Source organism: Chitinophagaceae bacterium (assembly GCA_016710165.1).
Classification (GTDB): domain Bacteria; phylum Bacteroidota; class Bacteroidia; order Chitinophagales; family Chitinophagaceae; genus Ferruginibacter.
On record JADJLJ010000002.1, the window covers coordinates 761998 to 786621 of the forward strand.

The 24624-nt window shown below is 46.6% G+C and carries 24 protein-coding genes and 1 pseudogene; 11 read left to right on the forward strand and 14 right to left on the reverse strand.

Annotated elements, in window-relative coordinates:
• Positions 1–27: 27 nt before the first annotated feature.
• Positions 28–918, forward strand: a complete 891-nt coding sequence (gene fabD / locus IPJ02_13790) for an ACP S-malonyltransferase (protein ID MBK7376582.1) — start codon at positions 28–30, stop codon at positions 916–918.
• 17 nt (positions 919–935) lie between these two features.
• Here the strand turns inward: fabD and IPJ02_13795 are convergent, their stop codons facing one another.
• From IPJ02_13795 to IPJ02_13810, 4 genes are all read right to left on the reverse strand, one after another.
• Positions 936–2432 (reverse strand): gliding motility-associated C-terminal domain-containing protein, encoded by a 1497-nt coding sequence (locus IPJ02_13795; GenBank protein ID MBK7376583.1) that lies wholly within the window; start codon positions 2430–2432, stop codon positions 936–938.
• On the reverse strand, positions 2426–4051 hold the full coding sequence (locus IPJ02_13800; GenBank protein MBK7376584.1) for a hypothetical protein: 1626 nt from the start codon (positions 4049–4051) through the stop codon (positions 2426–2428). The genes IPJ02_13795 and IPJ02_13800 overlap by 7 nt, the downstream gene beginning before the upstream one ends.
• A 158-nt stretch (positions 4052–4209) precedes the next feature.
• Entirely contained in the window at positions 4210–5145 is a 936-nt protein-coding gene (gene mdh / locus IPJ02_13805) for a malate dehydrogenase (protein ID MBK7376585.1), read from the reverse strand.
• A gap of 75 nt (positions 5146–5220) precedes the next feature.
• Complete coding sequence (locus IPJ02_13810) at positions 5221–5712, reverse strand: redoxin domain-containing protein (protein ID MBK7376586.1); 492 nt, start codon at positions 5710–5712, stop codon at positions 5221–5223.
• A 149-nt stretch (positions 5713–5861) separates the two neighbouring features.
• On the opposite strand from IPJ02_13810, the gene efp reads away from it, so the two are divergent.
• The 4 genes from efp (at position 5862) to IPJ02_13830 (ending at position 9809) form a co-directional block, all read left to right on the forward strand.
• Positions 5862–6428, forward strand: coding sequence for an elongation factor P (gene efp / locus IPJ02_13815; GenBank protein MBK7376587.1), 567 nt, complete (start codon positions 5862–5864; stop codon positions 6426–6428).
• 231 nt (positions 6429–6659) lie between these two features.
• Complete coding sequence (gene accB / locus IPJ02_13820) at positions 6660–7136, forward strand: acetyl-CoA carboxylase biotin carboxyl carrier protein (protein ID MBK7376588.1); 477 nt, start codon at positions 6660–6662, stop codon at positions 7134–7136.
• Between the two features lie 88 nt (positions 7137–7224).
• A complete protein-coding gene (accC, locus tag IPJ02_13825; GenBank protein MBK7376589.1) occupies positions 7225–8562 on the forward strand; it encodes an acetyl-CoA carboxylase biotin carboxylase subunit in 1338 nt (445 codons plus the stop codon).
• Between the two features lie 131 nt (positions 8563–8693).
• Positions 8694–9809, forward strand: a complete 1116-nt coding sequence (locus IPJ02_13830) for a DUF2911 domain-containing protein (GenBank protein MBK7376590.1) — start codon at positions 8694–8696, stop codon at positions 9807–9809.
• A 39-nt stretch (positions 9810–9848) separates the two neighbouring features.
• Here IPJ02_13830 and rfbD read toward each other — a convergent pair whose 3' ends face one another.
• The 8 genes from rfbD to IPJ02_13870 all read right to left on the reverse strand — a co-directional run bounded on the left by rfbD (position 9849) and on the right by IPJ02_13870 (position 17765).
• On the reverse strand, positions 9849–10715 hold the full coding sequence (gene rfbD, locus IPJ02_13835; protein ID MBK7376591.1) for a dTDP-4-dehydrorhamnose reductase: 867 nt from the start codon (positions 10713–10715) through the stop codon (positions 9849–9851).
• On the reverse strand, positions 10712–11266 hold the full coding sequence (gene rfbC / locus IPJ02_13840) for a dTDP-4-dehydrorhamnose 3,5-epimerase (protein MBK7376592.1): 555 nt from the start codon (positions 11264–11266) through the stop codon (positions 10712–10714). The genes rfbD and rfbC overlap by 4 nt, the downstream gene beginning before the upstream one ends.
• Positions 11267–11279: 13 nt before the next feature.
• Positions 11280–12308 carry an SDR family oxidoreductase gene (locus IPJ02_13845; protein MBK7376593.1) on the reverse strand — a complete coding sequence of 343 codons (1029 nt, stop codon included), beginning with the start codon at positions 12306–12308 and terminating at the stop codon, positions 11280–11282.
• A 68-nt stretch (positions 12309–12376) separates the two neighbouring features.
• Positions 12377–13666, reverse strand: a complete 1290-nt coding sequence (locus tag IPJ02_13850; GenBank protein MBK7376594.1) for a nucleotide sugar dehydrogenase — start codon at positions 13664–13666, stop codon at positions 12377–12379.
• Positions 13667–13764: 98 nt separating this feature from the next.
• Positions 13765–14811, reverse strand: a complete 1047-nt coding sequence (locus tag IPJ02_13855) for an SDR family oxidoreductase (GenBank protein ID MBK7376595.1) — start codon at positions 14809–14811, stop codon at positions 13765–13767.
• Positions 14812–14876: 65 nt separating this feature from the next.
• Complete coding sequence (locus IPJ02_13860) at positions 14877–16196, reverse strand: UDP-glucose/GDP-mannose dehydrogenase family protein (GenBank protein ID MBK7376596.1); 1320 nt, start codon at positions 16194–16196, stop codon at positions 14877–14879.
• 26 nt (positions 16197–16222) lie between these two features.
• Positions 16223–16609: a four helix bundle protein gene (locus tag IPJ02_13865; GenBank protein ID MBK7376597.1), complete on the reverse strand. Its 387-nt coding sequence runs from the start codon at positions 16607–16609 to the stop codon at positions 16223–16225.
• A gap of 25 nt (positions 16610–16634) precedes the next feature.
• Positions 16635–17765 carry a DegT/DnrJ/EryC1/StrS family aminotransferase gene (locus tag IPJ02_13870; protein ID MBK7376598.1) on the reverse strand — a complete coding sequence of 377 codons (1131 nt, stop codon included), beginning with the start codon at positions 17763–17765 and terminating at the stop codon, positions 16635–16637.
• A 107-nt stretch (positions 17766–17872) separates the two neighbouring features.
• Here IPJ02_13870 and IPJ02_13875 point away from each other — a divergent pair, with 107 nt between their 5' ends.
• A complete protein-coding gene (locus tag IPJ02_13875; protein ID MBK7376599.1) occupies positions 17873–19159 on the forward strand; it encodes a 3-deoxy-D-manno-octulosonic acid transferase in 1287 nt (428 codons plus the stop codon).
• Here the strand turns inward: IPJ02_13875 and IPJ02_13880 are convergent.
• Entirely contained in the window at positions 19132–19884 is a 753-nt protein-coding gene (locus tag IPJ02_13880) for a hypothetical protein (GenBank protein ID MBK7376600.1), read from the reverse strand. The genes IPJ02_13875 and IPJ02_13880 overlap by 28 nt on opposite strands.
• 99 nt (positions 19885–19983) lie before the next feature.
• Here IPJ02_13880 and IPJ02_13885 point away from each other — a divergent pair, with 99 nt between their 5' ends.
• The 5 genes and pseudogenes from IPJ02_13885 (at position 19984) to IPJ02_13905 (ending at position 23987) form a co-directional block, all read left to right on the forward strand.
• The gene (locus IPJ02_13885) at positions 19984–20553 is read left to right on the forward strand and encodes a thymidine kinase (protein ID MBK7376601.1); all 570 of its coding nucleotides are present in this window, start codon (positions 19984–19986) and stop codon (positions 20551–20553) included.
• A gap of 9 nt (positions 20554–20562) precedes the next feature.
• Positions 20563–21219, forward strand: coding sequence for a heme exporter protein CcmB (locus IPJ02_13890; GenBank protein ID MBK7376602.1), 657 nt, complete (start codon positions 20563–20565; stop codon positions 21217–21219).
• 320 nt (positions 21220–21539) lie between these two features.
• Positions 21540–22241 (forward strand): cytochrome c biogenesis protein CcsA, encoded by a 702-nt coding sequence (gene ccsA / locus IPJ02_13895; protein MBK7376603.1) that lies wholly within the window; start codon positions 21540–21542, stop codon positions 22239–22241.
• A 40-nt stretch (positions 22242–22281) separates the two neighbouring features.
• On the forward strand, positions 22282–22449 hold the full coding sequence (locus tag IPJ02_13900) for a CcmD family protein (GenBank protein MBK7376604.1): 168 nt from the start codon (positions 22282–22284) through the stop codon (positions 22447–22449).
• Positions 22450–22566: 117 nt separating this feature from the next.
• Positions 22567–23987, forward strand: a pseudogene (locus IPJ02_13905) (Glu/Leu/Phe/Val dehydrogenase).
• A 130-nt stretch (positions 23988–24117) separates the two neighbouring features.
• Here IPJ02_13905 and IPJ02_13910 read toward each other — a convergent pair.
• On the reverse strand, positions 24118–24516 hold the full coding sequence (locus IPJ02_13910) for a hypothetical protein (GenBank protein MBK7376605.1): 399 nt from the start codon (positions 24514–24516) through the stop codon (positions 24118–24120).
• Positions 24517–24624 lie beyond the last annotated feature (108 nt).

Sequence of the window (24624 nt, forward strand, 5' to 3'; positions counted from 1 at the left end):
AACCAGTAAACGATTAAACGTCCAACGATGGCTCATGCATATATATTCCCCGGGCAGGGATCCCAGTTCAGCGGAATGGGAAAGAACCTATACGACTCAGATCCTTTTTCAAAAGACCTGTTTGAACAGGCAAATGAGATACTTGGTTTCCGGATATCGGATATCATGTTCAATGGCTCGGATGAGGACCTGAAGCAGACCAATGTTACGCAACCGGCCGTATTCCTGCATTCCGTGATCGCTTTTAAAACATTGCCTGATGCCAGGCCGGGAATGGTGGCGGGCCATTCCCTGGGAGAATTTTCAGCACTGGTGGCAAACGGCGCCCTTAGTTTTGAAAATGCATTGATGCTTGTTTCGATCAGGGCACAGGCCATGCAGCGGGCCTGCGAAATGAACCCTTCCACCATGGCAGCGGTGCTGGCACTGGCCGATGAAAAAGTAGAAGAGATATGCAAGGCCGTAACTACTGAAACAGGCGAAGTGGTAGTTCCTGCAAATTATAATTGCCCGGGCCAGCTGGTCATAAGCGGAACCATTAAAGGAATTGATATTGCCTGTGAACGGATGAAAGCCGCCGGTGCAAAAAGAGCGCTGGTCTTGCCGGTAGGTGGCGCTTTTCATTCACCACTGATGATGCCGGCGAAAGAAGAATTGGCAGCTGCCATTGATGCCACCCATTTCAACCATCCTTCCTGCCCGGTTTACCAGAATGTGGTGGCAAGGGCAGTAACCGATGCCGCAGAAATAAAGCGGAATTTAATTGACCAGTTGACCGGTGCGGTTAAATGGACGCAGAGTGTTCAGGCCATGATCGCAGGCGGTGCAAAACAATTCACAGAGGCCGGACCGGGAAAAGTGCTGCAGGGGCTGGTTTTGAAAATAAATAAAGAAATGCAGGTTGACGGGGTGAGTTAGTAAGAATCATCTTTGTTTTACCGGATGATCGTGGTTGCCCCCTTCCGCATAATGGTATTTCCCTTATAATCTATTCCTTCTCCTATCCAGATGAAGGTTCCGTAGTCCAGCTCCCGCCCGTTTATTTTCCCATCCCATCCTTTTGAAGGATCTGTAATGGTATACAGCAATTGGCCGAAACGGTTAAAGATCTTCAGGTAATGAAACTCCACCAGGCCAACCGGTATGGGCTTAAGCACATCATTCAGCCCGTCCCCGTTCGGCGTAAAAGAATTGGGTACATAAATTTCAGGTCCCCTGAATACCTTGATGCTGATACGGGCAGTTGCTGTGCAATGATAGGTGTTTGTTGCCTGCACGGTATACGTCATATCCCTGTCTAATTTTGCCACAGGATTTTTTATGAAGGGATTATTCAATCCATGGGTCGGCGACCAGCGGTAATCAATAAAGCCGCCATTGGCAGGGTCAATGGCGTTCAACTGTAATGGTTGATTGAAGGCAACAACGCTGTCGGCGTCAATAAAGACAGTGGCGGGTGCTGCAAATGTTATTTTCACCTCATCAGCCGTTTGCGATTCACATCCATTCACATCTTTTACTTTCAGGTGATAGGTAATGCTGCCTGATGTTCCCGGGTTTTTAACAACGGGGTTTGCAATATTTGCATTGTTCAGATACGTATCGGGAGTCCACAAATAACTTACACCACCACTTCCTTTAAGCTGGATATTATCTCCGGAGCAGGCAACCGTATCAGCCCCCGCATTGGCTTTGGGAGAAGTTAATGGCTTTACTTCCACGGGGGCAATAACGCTGCACCCGCCTGCTGTAACAGCTTTGATATAATAAATACCTGCTTTTGTCTTTGTTGGATCGGGATGAGGAATTGTTGCGGCTGCATCTAACCAATAAGTAAATGTTAAGCCAGGTGCCGAACCTGCAGTAATTGCCGGGTCTGTAAGATCAACAGTGCTTACGCCACAAATTCCTGCCGGGTTATTTACTTTTAACAAAGGAGGAGCGGCGGTTGTAAAATCTTTGACCGCCCGGGTACCGCTGCACGACTGGTTTATGACAGCAATGATCCGGTAATTTTTTCCAGCTGTTAAACCGGTAAAAATTCCTGTGGTATTGCTGCTGACCAGCACAGCGCCATCATACAGTTCATACGTAACTACAGAGCCCGTTGGAGGCGCAGGGTCAACGGATGCGGTAACAGATAAAGAAGAGCAGTCTGAATTCAGATTAATATTATAAACAGCAATCGTGCAATAAGATGACAGATCGTATGAAGCAACAAATCCATTGCCGCAGGCGTATAAAAGATTCTTGCCCTGGTCGTAGGCAAGATCATATACCGCAGCGGAAGGATTGCCTGTTATGCTGATATCCGGTGCCGCATTATCGTCAAAGGCAGATCCGTTGAAATTAAAAACCTTAATGATCCCATTCGATGAACCGACAAAGACATTATTGCATTCATCCGCAACGATGCCTCCCTGCATCAGCATTGTATTGGTTGAAAGGGTGAATGGCGATCCGGCAGGCGATCCGTCTGATTTATTAAAAGCAGCCAGGTTTTCCCATCCCAGTAAAAAAGGTACCGGGAATTAACTGCCAGAGTGTTGCTGGAATTATCCAGTCCGTTCATATAAGGCCGGTTGCTTGGCTCCCGCAGGGCAAAATAACCGGGCGATCGGGCCCATGCCATGTCTGCCGGGCTATACGGTGCTTTGTGTTTGTAGATATTATTGTCTCCCCCAGGATTGAGAACGGAGGTGGAAAATATGGTATACAGGTCATCTGAAACCGGGTCGGAAACAATATCTGAAATATCATTATGCCCCGTACTCATGCCGGTGATGTTTGACGCGTGGATATCGGTTGAAGGAGGCGAAAGATAGGCAAGTTCAATATTGGAAGAACTTCCTCCGCCTGCTATCAGAATCTTCGGTGTGCCCCCATTGCAGTTCCAGAGCATTTTCCAGTTTTCGGCAAATAAAGGATCAGCAGGCGTTATGTAGTTGTCGTACGAACCACCGGATGTAAGCCGTATTACCCTGAAGCCGCCGCCTGCCAGGCCCTGGCCCAGGTAAATATTACCGCTTATTTTTTCAACCACCCATCCGCCGTGTGCCCCTCCAAAATTCCAGGAAGGGCTGCTCAGCGAACCATTGAAGGTCCATTGCAGCGCACCGGAAGCATTGTATTTGGATAAACGCTGTACCGTACCATCACCACCGCCCACAACATAAATATTGCCCGCATAATCAAAATCAATGTCTTTTGCTTTACCACCGTCTGTGCCTGAAAGCCCCCCCGTACCTGAAACAAAGGGATCGATCACCAGTGTTTTCTGCCTGTCATAATCCCCAGGCAGTTTAAAATGGATGCTGTTGTTATTAATTTTAAAAGGCGATGTGAATTTCCGGTTACTGTTATCATTGTAATAACATTGTGCAACGGAAACAGAAATGCTGCCTGTATCCGATGCAATGACCAGGTTTCCATTCTTATCCTGCCGGATGTTTTTAACCTCCCCGCCGTATTTCATTTTCACTTTGCTGATGTCAGCGCCGGGCTTTGCAATAAGGCTGTATTCAAATCCCCCCTTTTTACCGGCTGCAAAAGAATAGACAAGGTCAATACCGGGATAAAGTTCTTTGTAGGTGATCTTCCGGAAAGTTTTTGCTTTTTGTGCCAGGAGCCCGTACGTGAAATAATCCGGATTTTCTTCTTCTGCAATAATGCCTGGAGCAGGGTTGGCATTGACCCATTCCATGCTGATGGTGCGGTTAACGGTATAATTTCTTATGATATCCCTTTCTTTCCATCCTTTTTTTTCCAGCCGCTCCATTTCTTCATGTGATAATTTTTTTGTCGCCCGCTGCAGGTGTATCAATCCCTTTGCCGTAAACAATACGGGCATATCCAATCCTTCATACCCGTAAAGGATCCTGCCCATCCTTCCGTAGTTGGCCAGGGTATACTTATACTGGCCTATGTTCTCTATAAAAGAACCGGAAGTTCCAAAGAGGTCATTTTGAGGGAGAGAAGTTAAACGGGAAGGAATATTTTTGCCGGATCCGGGATTCAGGTTTGCCACCTGGGCAATACTGTTGCCGCACATAAGCAGAGGTAGTATATAACATAGACCGGGGAGACGCCCCCCCGGACTCTTGCGATTGGTTTTCATGTACGTTAAGTAACGAATTAAAGGTAGCAATATTTCATAAAAAAGGCCCCTTTATTTTTATAAAGGGGCCTTAATAACCTATTGAAAATGAATCAGAGACTGAGGGTAGCCAGTACATCATTCATATTTCTTACCGCATCGGCGCTTTTGTTGAAAGCAGCCTGTTCTTCGGCATTCAGTTTATAGTCCACAATCTTCTCCCAGCCATTCTTTCCAACCACCACCGGTACACCTATGCAGATATCTTTTTGGCCGTACTCTCCTTCCAGGTAAACACAGCAGGGGAATAGTTTCTTTTCATCCCGTACAATGGACTCCACCAATGCAGCTCCGGCAGCACCGGGTGCATACCAGGCAGATGTGCCGAGTAAGCCGGTCAGTGTTGCTCCTCCAACCATGGTATCCGCCACTACTTTTTTCATCGCATCGGCATCAAGGTAATTGGCCACAGGTGTTCCCTGGAAGGTAGCTAACCTTGCCAATGGGATCATGGTGGTATCCCCGTGCCCGCCCACAACAACGGCCTGCAGGTCGGTAGCCGTGCAACCCATGGCTGTTGACAGGTAGTATTTAAAACGGCTGCTGTCCAGTATACCGCCCATGCCAATGATACGGTTCTTGGGTAACCCGCTTGATTTTAATGCCAGGTATGTCATGGTATCCATCGGGTTGCTGATAACAATGATGATGGCATTGGGTGAATGCTGTAAGATATTCTGTGTAACGGTTTTTACAATGCCGGCATTGATACCGATCAGTTCCTCCCTTGTCATGCCCGGCTTACGGGGAATACCGGAAGTGATCACGGCCACATCCGTACCGGCCGTTTTGGTATAATCATTGGTACAGCCGGTTATCCGGGTATCAAATCCAAGCAGGGTGGCGGTCTGCATCATATCCATCGCTTTGCCTTCGGCAACGCCTTCTTTGATATCCAGTAATACCAGTTCGGTACAAAGTTCTTTACGGGCAATATTGTCGGCACAGGTTGCACCAACGGCACCGGCACCAACTACAGTTACTTTCATGTATGATCTATTTATACGTTGAAGAAATTATTTCCGGCGCAAAGGTAATTAATTAAGGCCTCGGGAAAACTGATTTTATAAGATTTCGGCGATCTTTTTAATGGACTCGGGCCTTTCAAAGGCGGCTACAAATTTCCCTTTTTTATTGTAAACAAATACGGAGGGGATGGTACGGATGTTGAAAAAGGTTCCGAAAAAATTACCGGGATCCCTGCCCATAACGATACCGGGATAATCAGCGATCCGGTACGCTTCATAGAATTTTTTCAAATGCGCATAGTCGATGGGAGAGGCCATAATGATCAGGGCCTCTTTAAAAAGCCCGATATTGGCTTTCAGCTCTTCTGTTTCATGCTTGCAATGGTCGCAAAAAGGATTGAAAATAATGAACACCGTAGCTTTCTTATCTGCCAGGTCGTCTTTTGTAAACTGGCTGCTGTCTGCCAGATTTGTAAGGCGGAAGGGGGGGATCGTGGGAAACCGGAGGTAGATTCCGGCAGTATCGGCCTGGGCCATTCCCTGGTACCCTGCACAAACTAAAAACAGTATTAAAAAGGCCTTTTTCAAGTATCGTTTTTTTACAAAGCTACAGGTAAATGTGATAAGCGGGTGTTACGTGCGCAACGGGTTTTTGTTGACCTTGAATTTCGGATTTAGCCCCAGTATCATTACTTTTGCAGCCTCCCGGTAAAAACCGGGATAAAAAACAAGATATTATGGCAACAACAGCAGATATGCGTTCAGGGCTCATCATCAAAGTAGATGGCAGCCTGTACAGTGTTATTGAATTCGGGCAGAATAAAACAGCCCGCGCCGCAGCAAAGGTTTGGGCTAAACTTAAGGGGGTTGATAACAGCCGTACCATAGAAGTTACCTGGAACAGCGGTGAAACCATCTACCCGGTAAGGGTGGAGAAAAAACCTTACCAGTTCCTCTATAAAGACGATACCGGTTACAATTTCATGGATACCGAAACCTTTGAGCAGATAGCGGTACAGGAGAATATGGTAGATGCTCCTAAGTTTTTGAAAGACGGCCAGGAAGTATCTGTATTGATCAATGGCGAAACAGACCTGCCAATGGGGGTAGAGTTACCGGACAAGATCGTATTGCTGGTTACATACAGCGAACCCGGTATGAGGGGGGATACTGCCACACGTACCTTAAAACCCGCCACCGTTGAAACCGGGGCAACGGTAAACGTACCTTTATTCGTAAATGAGGGTGAACTGATTCGTGTAAACACCAAAACCGGTGAGTATGTTGAGCGGGTGAAGGACTAAAAAATTGATTGAACAAGCCTCTAAAATGGGTAATTGATACATCAGTTACCCATTTTTGCTTTTAGTAACTTTGCTGATTTTTTGGCCATTTTTGGGGTATTTTTGGCCATTTTTGGCCATAAAAGGCCTGTTTTCGGCTTATTTTTAAATTTTAGGTTGCAGTTATGATCAATCTTACCCTATCTTAGCAGCCGGTTTCAATATCAATACTTAACTACTTAAACCAAGCACATGGACATCAAGCAAATCCAGGAGTTAGTAAAGCTCATAAACAAAACCAATATCGGCGAGATCACCATTGAGGAAGAAGGGGTAAAGATCACAGTAAAACAGAAAAAAGATCCTGTACAGAAAATATATACCGGCGGTTCGGTACCGGCTTACCCGGCACCTTCCGTATCCTCACCGGCTCCGGCAGCTACGGCTCCGGCAGCATCAAAACCAGCGGCTGAACCGAAGGCCGATAACCTGGTTACCATAAAAAGCCCGATGATCGGCACTTTCTACCGCCAGGCAGGTCCCGGGAAACCCATTTTTGTAAGTGTGGGAGATGAGGTTACTCCCGGAAAGGTAGTTTGCATCATTGAAGCCATGAAGCTTTTCAACGAAATTGAAAGCGAAGTGAAAGGAAAGATCGTGAAGATATTGGTGGAAGATGCCAGCCCCGTTGAGTACGACCAGCCCCTGTTTTTAGTTGACCCTTCCTAAGTAGAAATTAAAAAGTCAAAAGTAAAAGGCCACTATCCCGGTTGATGATTTTTTAATTTTTAATTTTTAATTTTTAATTCAAACTATCGTGTTTAAAAAGATACTGATTGCCAACCGTGGAGAAATTGCTCTCCGTGTCATACGTACCTGCAGGGAAATGGGTATTAAAACAGTGGCCGTATATTCTACCGCCGATAAGGACAGTCTTCATGTGAAGTTTGCCGACGAAGCAGTTTGTATCGGCAAACCTGCCAGTGCCGACAGCTACCTGAATATGGCACATATCATGGCTGCTGCAGAGATCACCAATGCAGATGCCATACATCCCGGCTATGGTTTCCTGGCCGAAAATGCCAAGTTTGCGAAAATATGCGGCGACCATGGAATAAAATTCATTGGCCCCAAACCAGAGATGATCGATGCAATGGGGGATAAGATCACCGCCAAGGAAACAATGATAAAGGCAGGTGTGCCCGTTGTGCCCGGCGGCGGCGGACTATTGCAAAGTATTGAAGAGGCAAGGTCGATCGCCAAAGAAATTGGTTACCCGGTAATATTGAAAGCAACTGCCGGCGGGGGTGGTAAGGGTATGCGTATCGTTTGGGAAGAAAGCGAACTGGAACGTAACCTGGACTTGGCCAAAACAGAAGCCGCTGCCGCTTTTAAGAACGACGGGATTTACATGGAGAAATTTGTGGAAGAGCCCCGCCATATTGAGATCCAGGTGGCTGGCGACCAGTATGGTACTGCCTGCCATTTAAGCGAGCGGGATTGTTCAATACAGCGCAGGCATCAAAAACTGGTGGAGGAATCACCTTCCCCTTTTATGACGGCTGAACTGCGGGATAAAATGGGCGCCGCTGCAATCAAAGCCTGCAATGCCATCCGTTACGAGGGAGTGGGTACGGTAGAGTTCCTGGTTGACAAGCATCGCAACTTTTACTTCATGGAAATGAACACCCGCATACAGGTAGAGCATTGTGTAACGGAAGAAGTGATCAATTTCGACCTGATCAAAGAACAGATAAAAATCGCGGCAGGGGAAAAAGTGAGCGGAGTAAATTACCTTCCCCAGATGCATGCCATTGAATGCCGTATAAATGCAGAGGATCCATACAACGATTTTCGTCCCTCTCCCGGTAAGATCACCGTACTGCACCAGCCCGGCGGGCATGGGGTACGTGTTGACAGCCATGTGTATGCAGGATATGTTATTCCTCCGTACTACGACAGCATGATCGCCAAACTGATCGCTGTGGCACAAACCCGCAAAGAGGCCATTGACACCATGAGCAGGGCATTGAGTGAGTATGTGATCGAAGGCGTGAAAACCACCATCCCCTTTCACCAGCAGCTGATGAGAGATGAGAATTTTATCAGCGGGAACTTTACCACCAAGTTCCTGGAAAGTTTTGTTTTAAAATAACAGGGCTTCCCGGTAATATTATTCACAGGCATCCGCCCGCCGGCGGATGCCTTTTTTATGTTGACCACTTATCATTATTATACCCCGGGACTGCCTTTTACTATTTACATTTAGTCACTAAAACGACTGTTATGTTATTCAGAAGATCATTTCTTGCATTAACTGCATTGCTCTTTTCTTCAATTTCCTTTTCCCAGATTCTTCATACAATAGCCGATGGAGGTAATAAAAAGGCATCCGTATCGGAGCGTATCGGTATTACGGATGTAACCATTCAGTACGACCGGCCTGCTGTTAAGGGCAGGGAAGGTAAAATATGGGGGGAGCTTGTTCATAAAGGATTTGCCGATCTCGGGTTTGGAACGAGTAAAGCTGCGCCCTGGAGGGCAGGCGCCAACGAGAATACAACCATTTATTTCAGCACCGATGTGACGGTAGAAGGGAAAGCCTTGCCGGCCGGCACCTATGGTCTGTTCATGGCAATGGGAGACGGGGATGCAACCATCATCTTCAGCAAGAATTCCACTTCCTGGGGGTCTTATTTTTATGATCCAAAGGAAGATGCATTGCGGGTGCATGTTAAAACCGCTTCCTTGCCTGAAAGCGTGGAACGGTTGAGATATGAATTCATGGATGAGAAAGAGAACAGTGCCGGCATTGCATTGCTCTGGGAAAAGTTGAAGATACCTTTCCGGGTAGAGGTAGATTATGTTAAGACACAACTGGAATCTTTCCGGAAAGAGTTGCGGAACGAAAAGGGATTCCGCTGGGAAGCCTGGGTGGAAGCCATTGATTTCTGTGTGCAGCGGAATGTAAATCTTGAAGAAGCATTGCAGTGGAGTGATTATGCCATCACAGGCGTATTTGTAGGACAGCGGAATTTCAGGACGCTTGGTGCGAAAGCATCGGTATTGGCCAAACTGGGGAAAAATGCTGAAGCAGAATCCCTGATGAAAGAAGCCATGCCATTGGCCACCTTGCAGGAACTGCACAATTACGGAAGGCAATTGCTGCGGGAGAAAAAACCGGTACAGGCACTGGAAGCATTTAAACTGAATGCACAAAAGAATCCCAATGTTTATACCACGCACATGGGACTGGTGAGGGGCTATTCGGCCAACAGTGACTTCAGGAATGCATTGAAATACGCCAAAGCAGCCCAGCCACTGGCACCGGATAAGGCCAATAAAGATGTTCTTGATGGATTTATTAAAATGCTGGAAGCAGGAAAGGATATAAACCAGTGATAAGTTTTTTCATGTGCCGGTCAGGAAAGCCGGCACATCTTATTTCAACAACCCGATACAATTTTTGAGACTTTCTTTCCATCCGGGGATCGTAATACCAAATGTTGCTTTGATCTTTGAGGTATCCAGCACCGAGTAAGCCGGTCTTTTTGCAGCCGTGGGATAAGCGGACGTTGGAATTGGATTGACGGTACATACAGAATTGGTTAATTCTTTAATGGCGAGAGCAAATTCATACCAGCTGGTGATGCCTTCATTGCAGTAATGATAGATACCCGGCTTGCTGATCCCCGATGAAATGATCTTGATGACCGCATCTGCCAGGTCTGCTGCATAGGTAGGACAGCCAAACTGGTCGTTCACCACGTTGATGTTCTCCCGTTCTTTCATCAACCGCAGCATGGTCTTTACAAAGTTGTTCCCAAATGATGAATACAACCAGGATGTCCGGATGATGATGGAGGAGGGATCGTTTTGCAAAGCCCCTGTTTCTCCTATGTGCTTGGAAGCTCCATAGATTCCCAGGGGGCTGGCCGGATCTGTTTCTTTGTATGGCTGATCCGTGTTGCCGTCAAAAACATAGTCGGTGGATATATGGATGAGCTGAACATCCTGTTCATTGCATACCCTGGCAAGGTTTGCCACCGCATCTGCATTGATGCGGAATGCGCTTCCGGCATCTGCTTCTGCCTTATCTACAGCCGTATAGGCTGCGCAATTGATGCAGTATGCTACGGGGTTCTCAGCAAAGAATCCTGTTACCGCAGCAAAATCATCAATGGCCAGTTCCTTGTGTGAAACAAACAGGAAATGGTACGCAGGGTATCTGGAAGCAATGACTTTCAGTTCATTGCCCAGTTGCCCGTTTGCACCGGTAACCAGAACAGCATGGGTATTATTTTTCAAAAAACAAAATTGTTTTTACAATTTGCAAAAGAGGGATTTTCCAGGTCTTTGCCGGATACCACTTCCGTGCCGGAGGGTATCTTCCAGTCAAAATTCAGAACAGGGTCATTGTACAGGATCCCGCCTTCCGATTCTTTATTATAATAGGCGCTGCATTTGTAAAGCACTTCAGCCGTTTCACTCAATACCGAAAAGCCATGGGCAAAGCCAGCGGGTATGAATAACTGTTTTTTATTTTCAGCAGACAGTTCTGTTGAAAATACCTTGCCAAATGCAGGGGATCCTTTGCGTATATCAACAACCACGTCCAGGATATTTCCGCTTAATGCCCGTACTAATTTGGTTTGCGCATGCGGGTTCAGCTGGTAGTGCAGGCCACGGATAACCCCATGGAATGATCTTGACTGGTTGTCCTGCACAAATTTCATATGGATGCCTTCTGCGGCAAATACCTTTTCATTATAGCTTTCAAAAAAATGTCCACGGCTGTCTCCATAGACTACGGGTTCAAAAATGAGCAAGCCTGGAAATTCTGTTTTAGTGAATGGCATAATGAGGCCCTTATCAGGAATATTTTTTCTTAAAGAATTCGATCGTCTCAGCCAGGCCATCCTCAAACTTCCGGGTCGGCTGGTAATCCAGTAATTTTTTTGCCAGCGAGATATCAGCCAGTGAATTCCGGATATCTCCTGCCCTGGATTCCCGGTAAACAGGGGCTGCATCACTGTGAAGCTGATCGCAGCAGGCCTGGTACAGGTAATTCACTGAAAAATTCTCACCGATGGCCACATTGTACACCTTATTCAGCGCTGCTGCATTATCGGTAAGCATTCCTTTGATATTTATCTGAACCGCATTGTCCACATAAGTAAAATCACGGGTCTGGCCACCATCCCCATTGATATAAACGGGTGTTTGCTTCATGATGCTTTTTACAAACAGGGGAATAACGGCCGCATAGGCCCCGTCGGGGTCCTGGCGCGGGCCAAATATATTGAAGTACCTTAATCCCAGGAGCTTAATGCCGTAAACGTCTGCAAAGACCTGCGCATATAATTCGTTTGTCTTCTTGGTGGCTGCATAGGGAGATAAACATTTTCCCACCCGGTCTTCCTGTTTTGGTAAAGTTGGTTCATCGCCATACACGGAGGAAGAAGAGGCATAAACAAATTGTTTGATATTATTATCAACAGAAGCTTTGAGCATATTCACAAAGCCGCCCACATTCACTTCATTGAAGTAAACAGGCTCTTTGATACTTCTTGGTACGGAACCCAGCGCTGCCTGGTGGCTTACATAATCCATGCCTGTACAGGCATGGTGGCAGGTATCCGGGTTACGGATATCTCCTTCCATGAATTCAAAAGCCGGGTAATTTTTCAGGATATCAAGATTGGATTGAAACCCGTTTGACAGGTTATCAAGCACCCGCACCTTTTTTGCCCCATGCTTCAATAAGTATTCTGCTATATGGCTTCCGATGAAACCGGCGCCACCCGTTACCAGAAAAGAGGAATGCGTAAGGTCTTTTGTATGAAAACCCCCATCCCCTGAAGGGGGGATAATTGACGATTCTTTTTTTTGTACACTCATTTTCTCTTTATCTGTTATTGCTTATTCGTAATACATTTACAACTCTCCGCCAGCCGGCGGATATGGGGTTACAAACTCCAGTACCTTCTGGAACTGATCCTGCCACGGTAGATCCCTTTAAGGTCTGCCAGCATTGCATGTTCCTTGGTAATGGAAGCAAAATATTTATCGTCCAGATCTTTATATTCCTTGTGAGGTACGGTCACTATCACCGCATCGTAGTCGTTGCCGGGTGCAGGGGTGAGTTCAAAGCCATATTCATGTTTCAGTTCATCACTTTCTGCGTAGGGGTCGGTCACATCCACATTTAAAGAAAATGACCTCAGTTCCTTCACCACATCCGCAACTTTGCTGTTGCGTATGTCGCTTACATTTTCCTTAAAAGTGGCACCCATTACCAGCACTTTTGCCTCTTTCACATTGCCGTCGTAGCGAATGATATGCTTTAATATCTTTCTTGCCACATAGCCTGCCATGGCGTCATTGATGAACCTGCCGGCCAATATCACCTGCGAATTATAACCCAGTTTCTTTGATTTGTAGGTGAGGTAATAAGGATCAACACCAATGCAATGCCCGCCCACCAGGCCTGGCTGAAACTTGAGGAAATTCCATTTGGTCCCGGCTGCTTCCAGCACTTCATAGGTGTTGATGTTCATTTTATCGAAGATGATGGAAAGTTCATTCATCAATGCTATGTTCAGGTCTCGCTGGGTGTTCTCGATGATCTTTGCGGCTTCGGCCACTTTAATGGAAGATGCCCGGTGAACGCCGGCCTTTACCACCAGTTCATACACTTTGGCAATGGTATCCAGGCTCTCCCCGCAGCACCCGCTCACTACTTTGGTGATGGTGGTAATGGTATGTTCCTTATCACCCGGGTTTATCCGCTCGGGCGAATAGCCGATCTTATAATCATCCACCATTTTCAGGCCCGATAATTTTTCAATGATGGGCACACAGTCTTCTTCGGTGCAACCCGGGTAAACCGTACTTTCATAGACCACATAATCTCCTTTCTTAATAACCTTGCCGATGGTTTCACTGGCACGCTGCACCGGTCTCAGGTCGGGTACATTGTGTTCGTCCACAGGAGTGGGGACCGCTACAATAAAGAAATTAGCCTGGCGAAGCACATCCAGGTCATTGGTGAATTCAATGTCACATCCATCAAAGTCAGCTGTTTCCAGTTCCTGGCTTGGATCGATCTTATTCCGCATCATCTCTACCCGCTGGGCATTGATGTCGAAGCCGACGACCTTTATCTTTTTGGCAAACTCCAGTGCAATGGGCAGGCCAACATAGCCAAGGCCAATTACAGCCAGTTTCTTTTTCTTATCTAATAATTCCTGGTACATAATAAATGAAATGCCCGAAACCCGCCAACCGGCGGACTTTAAGCTCTTTTGGTTTTTATATTGTATTCCTCTTGTTTAACATTGTATCATCCAAAGTTTCAGGCACTGAAGTCCCCTTTAGGGGATTTAGGAGCGAATTCTTTTGGCAATTTATTCAATTCTTCTTTGGGCAGGCTTTTGAAATATTCATACGTGATCTTCAGTCCCTCTGCCCTGGAAACTTTTGGCTCCCATCCCAGCAATTTCCTTGCTTTGGTAATATCTGGCTGCCGTTGCTTCGGATCATCTTTTGGTAATTCCCTGTAAACGATCTTTTGCTTTGTCCCGGTAAGCCTGATTATTTCTTCGGCAAAATCTTTCAAGGATATTTCGTCGGGGTTACCGATGTTCACGGGTAATGCATAATCACTCATCAGCAACCGGTAGATGCCTTCAATAAGATCATCCACGTAACAAAAACTGCGGGTCTGGCTTCCATCCCCAAAAACAGTAAGGTCTTCGCCCCGGAGTGCCTGGCCAATGAAAGCAGGCAGGGCCCTTCCGTCGTTCAGCCGCATGCGCGGGCCGTATGTATTGAATATGCGTACGATCCTGGTCTCTACATTATGAAAAGTATGATAGGCCATTGTCATGGCTTCCTGGAAACGCTTTGCTTCATCATATACTCCCCGCGGGCCAACCGGGTTCACATTGCCCCAGTACTCTTCATTTTGAGGGTGTACCAGCGGGTCACCGTATACTTCACTGGTGGACGCTACCAGTATCCTTGCTTTTTTTGCCAGCGCCAGGCCCAGGCAATTGTGTGTACCCAGCGAGCCCACTTTTAAGGTCTGGATGGGGATCTTTAAATAATCGATCGGACTGGCAGGCGATGCAAAATGAAGGATATAATCCAGGTTACCGGTCACATGAATGAACTTGGAAACATCGTGGTGATAGAATTCAAATTCTTTCAGTTTAAAAAGATGCTCAATGTTCTTCAGGTCGCCGGTGATCAGGTTATCCATACCGATCACCTGGTATCCTTCTTTGATGAAACGGTCGCAAAGATGTGAACCCAAAAATCCGGCAGCGCCGGTTATGAGCACTTTGCCCCTGGCCTTGCCACCATCCCCGCCAGCTGGCGGGGTGTTTGATTGCGTCATATTTTTATCTGCAGGCACTTCGGTAACTTAAATTGATCTTTAATTTTAGTATGCTACGTTCCCCTTCAGGGCTTAGGGACAACTGCCTTTCTTCCCACACTTTCGTAATGAAATCCCAGTTCTTCCATTTTTACCAGGTCGAAGAGGTTCCTTCCGTCGAAAATTACTTTATTTTTCAGTAAGGCGATCATATTGGCAAAATCGGGCGTCCGGAATTCACTCCATTCTGTTGCGATGATGAGTGCATCGGCATCCACCAGTGCATCATATTGCCTTTCTGCAAAACGGATCCGGTTTCCCAGTAATGCCTTTACATTGGGCATTGCTTCCGGATCATAGGCAGAGACCGTTACTCCTTCCGCCAGTAATGCTTCGATCATATTCAATGCAGGCGCTTCCCGTATGTCATCGGTGTTTGGCTTGAATGATAAACCCCAGACAGCGATCTTTTTACCCTTCAGATCATTGTTGAAATAGCTTTTTATCTTGGGGATCAGGTGCATCTTCTGCTTTTCATTCACTTCCATCACCGCATCCAGTATCTTAAAGTTGTAGGCTGCATCTTTTGAGGATTTGGCCAGCGCCTGCACATCTTTGGGAAAACAACTGCCGCCGTAACCGATTCCCGGGAATAAAAAACGCCTGCCGATGCGTTCATCGCTGCCGATGCCTTTGCGAACCATATCCACATCGGCTCCCAGGCGCTCACATAAATGCGCTATCTCGTTCATGAACGTGATCTTCATGGCTAAAAAAGAATTGGCTGCATATTTGGTAAGCTCCGCACTTTTTTCATCCATGTAAATAATAGGATTGCCCTGGCGTACGAATGGAACATACAGGTCGTTCATTATCTTTTTTGCCCGTTCGGAACCGGTGCCAATGATCACCCGGTCGGGTTTCATGAAATCATCCACCGCAACTCCTTCCCGTAAAAACTCCGGGTTGGAAACCACATCAAATTCAACCCGGGCATTTTTTGCAATGGCGGCCTGTACTTTTTCTGCTGTGCCAACGGGTACGGTGCTTTTATCAACGATCACCACATATTCCGTTATTAATTCTCCCAGGTCACCGGCTACACCCAGGATGTATTTAAGGTCGGCACTGCCGTCTTCGCCGGGAGGCGTGGGCAGGGCCAGGAAAATGATCTGTGCTCCTGCAATCCCTTCTTTCAGGGAAGTAGTGAAATGCAGCCGGCCTTCTTTTTGGTTGCGGATAAAAAGTTTTTCAAGCCCGGGTTCGTAAATGGTCAGTTCTCCCCCTGATAATTTTTCGATCTTTGCTTTATCTATGTCAACACAGGTAACGCTGTTGCCTGTTTCGGCAAAACAGGTTCCCGTGACCAATCCGACATAACCGGTGCCAACAACTGCAATTTTCATGTACGTTATTTGTTAATAGTTATCTGTTATTTGTTTGTGCCGGCTTCTTTTGCCTTTTTCAGATAGTTAATATATCCGTTTAAAATTGCCAGACATTTATTGATCTGTTCTTTTCGTATGCTCAATTCTTCCGGCGTTATATAATTTTCTTCAGCAGCAATTATCAAATGATCTGTTATTTCGTGCAAAGATCCTCTGCTTATCCTGCAAAACTGGATATTTTCCTGGTGATTAAACCGGCCGTATCCTTCTGCAATATTATTTGTTACTGACCTCAGGCACCGAACCAGTTGGTCCTTCAACCTGTATTCCTCATTCTTCGGCAAACCATCGATCAGTGGTTTTAATTCCCTTCTTAATATTACCGCTTCTTTCCAGCAATTCAACTCTTCGAATGACCTCAGGCTGTCCATACCGTTAACTTTTAACAGATAACCATTAACGATTTACAAATTCAAGCACTTTACTTACAATAAAACGTTGCTGTTCTTCATCCAGTTCGGTATGGATGGGCAGGGAGATCACTCTTTCCGTCAACCAGTCTGTTACCGGGAGCTCATAACTGCTTCCGCCAAATGCATCAAACATCTTTTGCCGGTGTGCCGGTACCGGGTAATAGATCATGGAAGGCACGCCTTGTTCTGATAAGTACTGGTTCAGCCCGTCCCGGTCAACCCCATTCAATACCAGCGTATACTGGTGGAATACGTGTTTATTGTTGCCCTCCCTAAACGGAATAGATATGTTTTTATTTTCTGCAAATGCCTTATCGTAAAAATCAGCCGCTTTTCTCCGGGCAGCTATGTATTCGTCCAGGTGTTTCAGCTTGATATTGAGTATGGCGGCCTGTATGGCATCCAGCCTCGAATTGCAGCCCACCACATCGTGGTAATAACGTTTGCTTTGCCCATGGGAGGCGATCATCCTGAGTTTACCGGCCAGGTCATCGTCATCCGTGAACATGGCCCCGCCATCGCCAAATGCCCCCAGGTTTTTGGAAGGGTAAAATGAGGTACAGCCGATATGACCAATGGTTCCTGTCTTTTTGATCGTTCCGTTGCTGAATGTATAATCGCAGCCAATGGCCTGTGCATTATCTTCAATCACAAACAGGTTGTGTTTTTTTGCAATGGCCATTATTTTTTCCATATCGGCAGCCTGGCCGTACAGGTGTACCGGAATAATTGCCTTTGTCTTTGGGGTGATGGCTTTTTCAATAGCAGCTGGATCTATGCAAAAGGTCCTTTGATCCACTTCAATAAAGACCGGCTTAATATTCAGCAGGGCAGCAACCTCCACCGTGGCTATATACGTAAAGGACGGGGTGATCACTTCATCCCCGGGCTTTAAGCCCAGCGCCATCATGGCGATCTGGAGTGCATCGGTTCCGTTGGCACAGGGGATGCAGTGTTTGCTGCCGTGGTATGCTGCCAGGTTTGCGGCAAATTCATTCACCACTTTACCACCAATGAACATAGAACTTTCCATCACTTCTGTCACGGCATCATCCACTTCCTTCTTTATTTTGTGGTACTGGGTCTTGGTATCAACCATTTGCAGGGGCCTCATATATATGTTTTTATGCGGCGCAAAGATAAGGATTGCAGTATGAATGAAGAATTTGTAATATACACCGGCTGGTATTAAAAAATAGCCTTTAGATTTGTTGAAATTACATGCCGGGTAAATTCTTATACGATCTGTTCCTTGTCTTATATACTACAGGTATAAGGATCGCCTCTGTATGGAACCCCAAGGCCAGGAAATGGCTGGATGGCAGAAAAAACATCTTCGCTGAGGTCAACTCCAGGCTCCGCCCCACGAGCGCCAAAACAATATGGATGCATTGTGCCAGCCTGGGCGAATTTGAACAGGGCAGGCCTTTGCTGGAAGAAATCAAAAGTCAAAATCCAGAGATCAGAATTGTACTCACTTTTTTTTCTCCAAGCGGTTATGAAGTGATGAAGGATTATAAAGGCGCTGATCATATCGTTTACCTGCCGGTGGATTCTCCTTCCAATGCAAAACGGTTTTTGGATGCGGTGAACCCATCCCTGGTGCTTTGGGTGAAGTACGAATACTGGTTTTATTACCTGAAGGAAATAAAAAGGCGTAAGGTACCTGCATTGCTTGTGTCGGGCATATTCAGGCAGAACCAGCCTTTCTTTAAAAACTATGGAGGGATATGGAGGCAGATGCTGCAATCCTTCTCCCATTTCTTTTTGCAGGATTCAGCCTCGGGGGAATTATTAAGAACGATCGGCATAACCGAAAACGTAAGCATCAACGGCGATACCCGGTTCGACCGGGTGATCCGGATCGCAGAAACCCATCAGCCGGTTCCCCATATTGAAGAATTTTGCGGCAACCATATTGTGCTGGTGGCCGGGAGTACCTGGGAAGAGGATGAGATCGAGTTGATCCATTTTGTAAAACAGCATCCCCGGGTAAAATTCATCATCGCACCACATGAGATCGATGAAGAGAATTTAAAAGATGTAAAAGCAGCATTCCCGGATTCAATCTTCTATTCCCAGCTGGCACAAACCACAAACCTGCCTACCGGACAGGCAGGCCACAAACCTCAAACTTCAAACATTTTGATCATCGACAACATCGGTATGCTCTCCCGGTTATACAGGTATGCAACCATTGCCTATGTAGGTGGCGGTTTTGGAGAAGACGGGGTGCATAATGTGCTGGAGGCTGCTGTTTATGGCAAACCGGTGGTATTCGGGCCGGTGTATGATAAGTTCATTGAGGCGGCCGGTCTTGTGGAGGCAACAGGAGGCATCAGCATTGATGGCCCGTTGAATTTAGAGGGCACATTGAATAAACTGCTGGCTGATGAAGATGAATTAAAAAGAAGGGGCGAAGCGGCTAAGAACTATGTATATGCAAACGGGGGTGCATCCGGGAAGATCATTCAGTTCATTCAGGAAAAACGCCTTTTAACGAGATGATAGAACTGCTGAACGATCTCGTTGCTGTCGTTCCAGCCATTCTTTACTTTCAATTCCCGCTGTATCCAGTACTCGGCTTCGGGGAAAATGGAAAAACTGTTGATGGTCTTGATGCTTCTTTCATAGGCCGGTTCATCGCCCCGGAAAAGTTCATTGATAAACAGGAACCGGTCGTTAACGCCGATGGCTTTCCGCAGGTCGCGGATGGGAACTTCTGTAAGGGTATCGCCCAGGTCGATCCTCGATTGTTTTAATTTTTCATTCAGCGAAGCGGAGATATTGGTACCAACCGTTTCGTTTATCTCCTTTTTATCCTGTCCGGGTTTTGGTTTGTGGTGATTTTGATGCTGGTGGGTAAGGGTAGGGATGTCTTCTTCGCTGTCGATAATGATATGCGGCTTGTTCTGGATGCTCATTTTCTGCACGGCTTCAGCATTCCTTTTTATCTCTTCCAGCTCGGCTTCGATCTCGGCTTCATTTACCTGCAGCACTTCCACTGTTTTTATCTCCATATCAATATGGTTGTTGCCCGGCTGGTTTACCGCGGCCATCATGGCTGAAACAGTTATTGCCACATCCTGGTTGATCACAGAAGGCCCATGACTGCCCTGCAGGTGAAGCAATTCCGCCTGTAGCATCTGAACGGTAAGCAGCAATTGCTCCGGGGAGGCATTTTGCGTAAACTGTTCCTGTAATTTTTTAAGGAGTGTTTCCACTCTTTCCATGATAATTAATATACTTTTGATGCCCGGTTTAGGGAGGCAGGCGTAAATAATGCGTTGCGGTCCCCAAGTTACAAACAGATTTTTAAAAAATATAGCTAAATGTTTATTGAACCCAACCTGAAGGGAGAGCGGAGAGGCTGGATAGAAGTGATCTGCGGCAGCATGTTCAGCGGAAAGACCGAGGAACTGATCCGGCGTTTGAAGCGGGTGAAGATAGCCAACCTGAAGGTGGAGATATTTAAACCCGCCATTGATGTACGCTATGACCAGGAGAAGATCGTAAGCCACGATACCAATGCCATACTTTCCACGCCGGTAGATAATTCGCAGACCATTTTATTGCTTGCACAGGATGTGGATGTGGTGGGTATTGATGAAGCCCAGTTCTTTGATGACCAGATAAGTACGGTATGTGAGCAACTGGCCCAGAGAGGGATCCGGGTGATCGTGGCGGGGCTGGATATGGATTACCTGGGCAACCCGTTTGGACAGATGCCCAACCTGCTGGCCAAGGCTGATTATATTACCAAACTGCATGCCATCTGCCAGGTATGCGGCAATATTGCCAACATCAGCTACCGTAAAATAAATGAAGGCGGGCAGGTGCTGCTGGGTGAAAAAGATGTGTACGAACCCCGGTGCAGGATCTGCGCCCAACTGAAAGATTAACCTGCAATGATGACCAAACGGATATTTACACTCGTAAAAAAAGATGTATTGCTTGAGTTCAGGCAGAAGCATACTTTTTACGGTATCCTGCTTTACATCGCCTCCACCATTTTTGTTCTTTACCTGTCGATCGACCGGCCGGATGCCACGGTCTGGAACGGGTTGTTCTGGACCATCCAGCTGTTCATCTGTGTGAATGCCGTGGCCAAAAGTTTTTTGCAGGAGAGCAAGGGACGGATGCTTTATTTTTATTCGGTTGCATCGCCGGTGGAATTCATTGCTGCCAAGATCATTTACAACCTGGTATTAATGATCCTGATGAGCCTGATAAGCCTGTTCATGTTCTCTGTTTTTTTAAACAACCCGGTTGATAACGGTCTTCTCTTTACAGGGATCGTGGTACTTGGCGGCGCCGGCATCAGCATCGTATTCACTTTAATGAGCGCCATTGCTGCCAAGGCCCAGCAGAATGCAGCGCTCATTGCGATACTTGGTTTCCCGGTCATCTTACCGCAACTATTATTGCTGATGCGGCTCAGTAAAGCTGCTTTTGCCGAAGTCTTCAAAGAAGGAGCCGTATTGCAAATGGCAGGTCTCATTGCCGGGCTCGACGTATTGGTGATTGCCATGGCGGTAATATTGTTTCCTTATTTGTGGAAAGAATAAATGATCAGGGTCCGGATACTGGAGGCCAGATACCAGATACCAGATACCGGATACCAGATACCAGATACCGGATACCAGATACCAGATACCGGATACCAGATAGCTTATAATAACTAAAGACCTCTTAAATTCTCAGACTGTATCCAGTATCTTGTATCCTGAATCCTGTATCCGGCATCCTGAATCCTGTATCCGGCATCCTGAATCCTGTATCCGGCATCCTGAATCCTGTATCCGGCATCCTGAATCCAGTATCCAATATCAGTCTTTAAAAATAAACCTGACTTCCCTATCTTTGCCCCCTAATAAATTTTTCTTTTTTGAAGAAAAACTGGTGGAAAATATTATCCCTGCTTTTATTAATCTACACCGTTGTAGCTGGTTTCCTGGTAGCAGTACCCGACCTTCCCATTATTCATCAATCCATCCGTAACCTGTATTTCCACGTGTGCATGTGGTTTGGCATGATGATACTCTTTATCATAAGCTTTGTATACAGCATTAAATACCTCCGCGGGTTCAACCTCCGCAACGATATTTATGCACAGAATTATGCGGCGGTGGGTACCCTGTTCGGAATGCTTGGTTATGTAACCGGGGCCATCTGGGCCAATTACACCTGGCTTACTGACCAGAACCAGTCGTTGGGGTCTGTGCTGAAAGAACCTAAGCTGATCGGGGCTGCCATTGCCTTACTTATATACGGGGCTTATTTTGTTTTACGCGGCTCCTTTACCGATATCGACAAGAAAGCGAGGGTGAGTGCGGTCTATAATATTTTTGCATTTGCCATGCTGTTCCCCAGCATCTGGATCATTCCCCGGCTGGTTGGGAGTTTGCACCCCGGTGCACCGGGCAGCGACAGCGGTAACCCTGCCCTGAATGCCCAGAATGACCTGGACGCCGGGATGCGGATGATCTTTTACCCGGCCGTGATCGGCTGGACCCTGCTGGGCGTGTGGATCGCCGGTTTAAAAATAAGGTTACAATTGATAAAAGATAAAACCCTGCTAAATGAATAAGTTTATTTTACGTCTGGTGTTTTGTGTTTTGAGTTTTTTGATGTGCGGAGTTTCCTTTGCACAGGATAACACAGGATCTGCTGATGTGATGCGCAGCAATGGAAAAATTTACGTGGTGGTGGCGGTTTGCCTCACCATCCTGCTGGGCCTGTTCGGGTATGTTTTTTCAATAGACAGGAAGATATCCCGGCTGGAGAAAGAGAAATAATAAACAACAGGCAATGTGCAACAGGCAACAGGGCCTTTGCAGGAATACATTTTCTGCGTATTGCCTGTTGTCAATTGCCAATTAGAAAAAACGATTGCTAAATATTAAACCAATTTTATGAGTGCGCAACAGCCTTACAGTTTCTTCCACAGTGTGGAACGAAGTTTTGACAAAGCCGCCAAATTCACCAAGTGGGATTTGGGCATATTAGAACAGATAAAAGCATGTAACAGTGTTTACCAGATGCGTTTTCCCGTAAAGCGTGACGACGGAAGCATAGAAGTGATAGAAGCTTACCGTGTGCAGCACAGCCAGCACAAATCACCTTGTAAGGGGGGTATCCGTTTCAGCGATGAAGTAAACCAGGATGAAGTGATGGCGCTGGCCAGCCTGATGACCTACAAATGCGCTATTGTAAATGTGCCGTTTGGCGGCGGAAAGGGCGGTATCAAGATAAATCCCCGCAAGTACAGCGAGTATGAACTGGAGAAGATCACCCGTCGTTATACATCAGAACTGGTCAAGAAAAATTTCATTGGCCCGGGCATTGACGTTCCTGCACCGGATTATGGTACCGGCGAAAGGGAGATGTCGTGGATCGTGGATACCTATGGTTCATTAAAACCGGGCGAGATCGACGCAGCTGGTTGCGTAACCGGTAAACCCATCACCCAGGGTGGTGTACGTGGACGTAAAGAAGCAACCGGTTTGGGCGTGTTCTTCGGTATCCGGGAGGTATGTAATATGGAAGACGTGATGAAGAAACTCGGTCTTAAGGTTGGGGTAGAAGGGAAAACGGTAGTGGTACAGGGATTGGGTAATGTGGGCTATCACAGCGCCAAGTTTTTCCGCGAAGGCGGTGCTACAGTAATTGCACTGGCTGAATACGAAGGAGCCATCATGAATCCGGCGGGGCTGAATGAAGAAGAAGTATTCCAGCACCGGAAAAAGACCGGAAGCATATTGAATTTCCCGGGGGCAACCAACCTGGCAAAAAATACCGATGCACTGGAACTGGAATGTGATATCCTGATCCCGGCCGCATTGGAGAATGTAATTAATGGCGACAATGCTCCGAGAGTAAAGGCAAAGATCATTGGCGAAGCAGCGAATGGCCCGTGCACACCGGAAGCAGATGAAGTATTTGCACAAAAAGGAATTCTTTGTGTGCCGGACATGTACCTGAATGCCGGTGGGGTAACGGTCAGCTATTTTGAATGGTTGAAGAACCTGAGCCACGTTCGTTATGGCCGTATGGAAAAACGCTTTAACGAGAACATGAACATGCAGATCATTAACCAGATGGAGACCCTGACCGGAAAAAAGTGAGTGAATCCGGGAAGAAATCCATTGTGCATGGTGCAGATGAGCAGGAACTGGTGCACAGCGGACTGGAGGAAACCATGATCAGCGCAACCCGGGAGATAATGGATCTCTGGAAAAGCAATCCCGGTATACCCGATATGCGTACAGCAGCCTATGTGAGCGCCATCAACAAAGTGGCTACCAGCTATGCTGAATTAGGTATTTTCCCATAACAACTACACATCAATCCATAAAGATCCCACCTGCTTTTCAACAGGTGGGATTTTTTATTGGGGTTAGTGAAATCTATAAGGTCTGCAGTGAGGCCAACAAACCCGGCAGACCTTATAGTTTTATCCTGGTCTATAGTTTTACCACATCCATCTGTTCGCTGACTTTTTTCTGCCTGCTTACCTGGTATGTTACGGTCTTGCCTGATTTTTTTCCGGTGATCTCAAAATTCAGAACAGCGTCACCCAGGTCATCGGTGTTGAGCAGGAACTGTTTTGAGAAATGCTCCCCCTTTACATTGGCAGCATAAAGTACAACACCCGATTGATCGGTAATGGTGATGCTGAATGCATTCTCTTCTTTTGTTCCGGAGAAGTTCAGCTGTATCAAGGGCTGGTTCTTGTAATTGCCGGCATATTTCAGTTCTACGGGCAGTGTGCCGGGGCCGGTTGCTGTATCTGCGGCAGCGGCCTGCGTAAACAGCATTACAGAAAGAAAGGTGATCGCGATGAAGATGTTGTTGCGTTTCATAAAGTTTAATTTAATGGTTAATAAAAAGATCGCCAGTAAGCAACCGGATCATTTCAAACAGCAAGAAGGTTAAAAAAGAAGCGGAAAGATCCCGCGGTACGGACAGCA

What these genes read in the sequence shown, in the direction of transcription:
- fabD (MBK7376582.1), top strand. Translation starts at nt 28, where the DNA reads ATGGCTCATGCATATATATTCCCCGGGCAGGGATCCCAGTTCAGCGGA.
- IPJ02_13795 (MBK7376583.1), bottom strand. Translation starts at nt 2,432, where the DNA reads ATGCTGATGCAGGGAGGCATCGTTGCGGATGAATGCAATAATGTCTTT.
- IPJ02_13800 (MBK7376584.1), bottom strand. Translation starts at nt 4,051, where the DNA reads ATGTGCGGCAACAGTATTGCCCAGGTGGCAAACCTGAATCCCGGATCC.
- mdh (MBK7376585.1), bottom strand. Translation starts at nt 5,145, where the DNA reads ATGAAAGTAACTGTAGTTGGTGCCGGTGCCGTTGGTGCAACCTGTGCC.
- efp (MBK7376587.1), top strand. Translation starts at nt 5,862, where the DNA reads ATGGCAACAACAGCAGATATGCGTTCAGGGCTCATCATCAAAGTAGAT.
- accB (MBK7376588.1), top strand. Translation starts at nt 6,660, where the DNA reads ATGGACATCAAGCAAATCCAGGAGTTAGTAAAGCTCATAAACAAAACC.
- IPJ02_13830 (MBK7376590.1), top strand. Translation starts at nt 8,694, where the DNA reads ATGTTATTCAGAAGATCATTTCTTGCATTAACTGCATTGCTCTTTTCT.
- rfbC (MBK7376592.1), bottom strand. Translation starts at nt 11,266, where the DNA reads ATGCCATTCACTAAAACAGAATTTCCAGGCTTGCTCATTTTTGAACCC.
- IPJ02_13845 (MBK7376593.1), bottom strand. Translation starts at nt 12,308, where the DNA reads ATGAGTGTACAAAAAAAAGAATCGTCAATTATCCCCCCTTCAGGGGAT.
- IPJ02_13850 (MBK7376594.1), bottom strand. Translation starts at nt 13,666, where the DNA reads ATGTACCAGGAATTATTAGATAAGAAAAAGAAACTGGCTGTAATTGGC.
- IPJ02_13855 (MBK7376595.1), bottom strand. Translation starts at nt 14,811, where the DNA reads ATGACGCAATCAAACACCCCGCCAGCTGGCGGGGATGGTGGCAAGGCC.
- IPJ02_13860 (MBK7376596.1), bottom strand. Translation starts at nt 16,196, where the DNA reads ATGAAAATTGCAGTTGTTGGCACCGGTTATGTCGGATTGGTCACGGGA.
- IPJ02_13865 (MBK7376597.1), bottom strand. Translation starts at nt 16,609, where the DNA reads ATGGACAGCCTGAGGTCATTCGAAGAGTTGAATTGCTGGAAAGAAGCG.
- IPJ02_13870 (MBK7376598.1), bottom strand. Translation starts at nt 17,765, where the DNA reads ATGAGGCCCCTGCAAATGGTTGATACCAAGACCCAGTACCACAAAATA.
- IPJ02_13875 (MBK7376599.1), top strand. Translation starts at nt 17,873, where the DNA reads ATGCCGGGTAAATTCTTATACGATCTGTTCCTTGTCTTATATACTACA.
- IPJ02_13880 (MBK7376600.1), bottom strand. Translation starts at nt 19,884, where the DNA reads ATGGAAAGAGTGGAAACACTCCTTAAAAAATTACAGGAACAGTTTACG.
- IPJ02_13885 (MBK7376601.1), top strand. Translation starts at nt 19,984, where the DNA reads ATGTTTATTGAACCCAACCTGAAGGGAGAGCGGAGAGGCTGGATAGAA.
- IPJ02_13890 (MBK7376602.1), top strand. Translation starts at nt 20,563, where the DNA reads ATGACCAAACGGATATTTACACTCGTAAAAAAAGATGTATTGCTTGAG.
- IPJ02_13900 (MBK7376604.1), top strand. Translation starts at nt 22,282, where the DNA reads ATGTGCGGAGTTTCCTTTGCACAGGATAACACAGGATCTGCTGATGTG.
- IPJ02_13910 (MBK7376605.1), bottom strand. Translation starts at nt 24,516, where the DNA reads ATGAAACGCAACAACATCTTCATCGCGATCACCTTTCTTTCTGTAATG.